The sequence below is a fragment of the Streptomyces sp. BE20 genome (assembly GCF_036322525.1).
Taxonomy (GTDB): domain Bacteria; phylum Actinomycetota; class Actinomycetes; order Streptomycetales; family Streptomycetaceae; genus Kitasatospora.
In genome coordinates, this window is the sequence record NZ_JAQYWW010000854.1 from 1 (window position 1) to 2,453 (window position 2,453).

The 2,453-nt window shown below is 68.7% G+C and carries 3 protein-coding genes and 1 pseudogene; 1 reads left to right on the forward strand and 3 read right to left on the reverse strand.

Annotation, left to right across the window (positions count from 1 at the left end; genetic code table 11):
* Positions 1 to 144: 144 nt before the first annotated feature.
* On the reverse strand, positions 145 to 381 hold the full coding sequence (locus tag PUR61_RS18360) for a hypothetical protein (protein ID WP_329879985.1): 237 nt from the start codon (positions 379 to 381) through the stop codon (positions 145 to 147).
* Between the two features lie 343 nt (positions 382 to 724).
* On the opposite strand from PUR61_RS18360, the gene PUR61_RS18365 reads away from it, so the two are divergent.
* Positions 725 to 919: a VOC family protein gene (locus tag PUR61_RS18365; protein WP_329879986.1), complete on the forward strand. Its 195-nt coding sequence runs from the start codon at positions 725 to 727 to the stop codon at positions 917 to 919.
* A 102-nt stretch (positions 920 to 1,021) separates the two neighbouring features.
* Here the strand turns inward: PUR61_RS18365 and PUR61_RS18370 are convergent, their stop codons facing one another.
* Together PUR61_RS18370 and PUR61_RS18375 are read right to left on the reverse strand one after the other, a co-directional pair.
* On the reverse strand, positions 1,022 to 1,720 hold the full coding sequence (locus PUR61_RS18370; protein WP_329879987.1) for a hypothetical protein: 699 nt from the start codon (positions 1,718 to 1,720) through the stop codon (positions 1,022 to 1,024).
* A 170-nt stretch (positions 1,721 to 1,890) separates the two neighbouring features.
* Positions 1,891 to 2,325 (reverse strand): annotated as a pseudogene (locus PUR61_RS18375) (IS5 family transposase); the annotation flags it as partial.
* Between the last annotated feature and the right edge of the window lie 128 nt (positions 2,326 to 2,453).

A 2,453-nucleotide genomic window follows, 5' to 3' on the forward strand; every position in this document is an offset into this window, starting at 1 on the left:
ATCAGACTGCCCAGATGCCGCCGGGAGACACCGGTAAACAGCCGATGCGCCAGAACCGCCCGATTGACCATGATCCGCACGCCGCGATCATGCCACCCGCAGCACAAAGGCCCCACTCGCTATCACGCACCAACTCGTAAGAACTCATCTCAATTGGGGGAGTCGACGGTGCCAGGTAAGATGACCTCTTGCAGCTCTTGCTGATTGCTCCTCAGGTCGACGCCCCGGCAGCTCCAGGTAGAGGGTGCCGGGGCGTTGCCGATCTTCGCCCGCCGTCCGCAGCCGGGTCACCGCCGGCACGATCATCTGCTGAAACTCGCCCGTCCCGGCTGGGTGGATCGTCACGCGCTCGTCCAGCAGCAACAGCTGCGTCGGCACCATGTGCGGCTACTCCATCGGCAGGCGCTGCCCGCTGCCCTGCGATCCCCGGGCTTGCCCTTGCAGCGTGACGTCGAGCCGTTGCCGGAAATCGGTGGGCTACCGGCGGTATGGCGCCTGGATGTGACGTCCCAGCCCCGTGCGGAGCGTAGGAATTTGGAACTCCCTGGAGGCGGGCCCGTGGTCAACACCGTACGCACCGTGATGACCTTCCCCGTGGACCCCGGGGCGTCGGCCCGGTGGTGGGGCGAGCTCCTGGACGTCCCCGTGAAGCTCGACGTCAGCGACACGGGGGCGGTCTATGCCTGGGTGGAGATCGGCGGGGTCGAGGTCGGCTTCCACCCGGTTGACGACGAGCGCAACCCCCCGGGGCGGCAGCCCGGTCGTCTACTGGGGCGTGGACGACATCGACCGGGTACGCCAGCGGTTGCTGGAGGTCGGCTGTGAGCACCACCGCGGTCCGCTGACCATCGGGCCGGGCCGGCGCATCGCCCAACTACGCGACCCGTTCGGCACGATCGTCGGCATCGAGGGCCCGTAACGGCACCCGAACGCCCTGCCGGAATGCGCCGGCCGGCTCGGCCCGGCGGGTCCTGGCGTGCTCGGTGCCGCTCCGTGCCGAGCGGCTGAGCTCCGGTTGCGGTCAGCGGCAGTTCCCGGCGGGAGGGGCGCAGAGCGTGACGTTGCTGACGCCCGGTAGGTCGGCGAGTAGCTGACGCAGGACGGTGAGGTCGGCGTCCGGTGTGCGGGGGTCGAAGACGACGACGAGTCGGCCGCCCGGCCCGTCACCGGGCGATGAGAGGTCAACGTGGGTGGCGCCGTGGCCGAGGCGCGAGCCGTCGTAGGTGAGGAGCTCCGGAAAGCCACCGTCCAGGAGAAGACTGCGGTCCTGGACGGTGGCGACGAGCGCGTCCGGCTCCTGGAAGTGGGGAGCTATCCATGTCTCGACGATGGCCCAGCCTGCGAAGCCGAGGGTGGCCGCGGACACCAGGGCGCCGATCGTGAGCGGCAGGTGCCGAGGTTCGGGACGCGACCGGCTTGCGGCGGCAAGGAGGACGATGCCCGGCGGCGTCAGCACGAACAGCCCGAAGACGGAGCCGAGAACGGAGAGTACGACCAGGCACCAGCCGACCGCCAGGCAGGCCCCCCGGAAGTCCTCGGCTTCCCGCGCGAACAGAGGTATGCCGATAGCCAGCGTACCGAGCACCAGTGGAGGGCCGATGAGCGACGCCCAGACGCCGTTGACCAACCAGACCACGGCCGGTGCGGTGCACAGCATCGCCAGTACCAGGAAGACCCAACCCGACCGCGGTACCGGTCGGCGCACGCTCGTGCTATCCATCCTCACCCCAATATTGAACGCGTTCAAATGCGGCAGGGATCACGCTACCAGGCCCGCCCGCGGCCGACGGAAGGGGTGGGTGAAAGGGTCCGTCCGGCGCCGTGTGGGCCGCCGGGCGTGGGTGGCCCGCCCGACTTGCGACCGCGCAGACGTCCGCTTTACGAGTCATCTCATTTGGAGAGTCTGCGGGTGCAGAGGATGGCTGCGGCGATGCTGGCGAAGGCGGCGAAGTGGTCGGCCTTGCGTTCGTAGCGACGGTGGAGCCGTCGGAATCCGCCGAGCCAGGCGACAGTCCTTTCGATCACCCAGCGGTGCCGGCCGAGGCGGTTGGAGGATTCGATCCCGCGCCGGGCGATGCGGGCCGCAATCTGTCGACGGCGCAGGTAGGAGCGGATGAAGCGGTGGTCGTAGGCTTTGTCGCCGTGCAGCTTGCTGGGTCTGCGCCGTCTCGGGCCGCGCCTGGAGCGGATCGGCGGGATGGCGTCGACGAGCGGGATCAGGGCCTGGCTGTCGTGGACGTTGGCCCCGGAGATCGCGAGCGACAGGGGCAAACCGGTACGTTCCCCCTGGCCCGTTGGGCGGGGGCTAGCCGCAATGCCGTGTAGATAGAGCTTGCGGATTCCTGTCACGGGTCTGGTGTGGTCAGGATGTCGATGCTGATGGTGGCTTTGTAGCTGGTCCGGTCGATGGTGCCTTTGGCGTTGTACTTGGAGATCGCGCGTTTGACGACGCG

Excerpts from the sequence above, each read along its gene's own strand:
- PUR61_RS18360 (WP_329879985.1), bottom strand. The coding sequence starts at position 381 with ATGGTGCCGACGCAGCTGTTGCTGCTGGACGAGCGCGTGACGATCCAC.
- PUR61_RS18370 (WP_329879987.1), bottom strand. The coding sequence starts at position 1,720 with ATGGATAGCACGAGCGTGCGCCGACCGGTACCGCGGTCGGGTTGGGTC.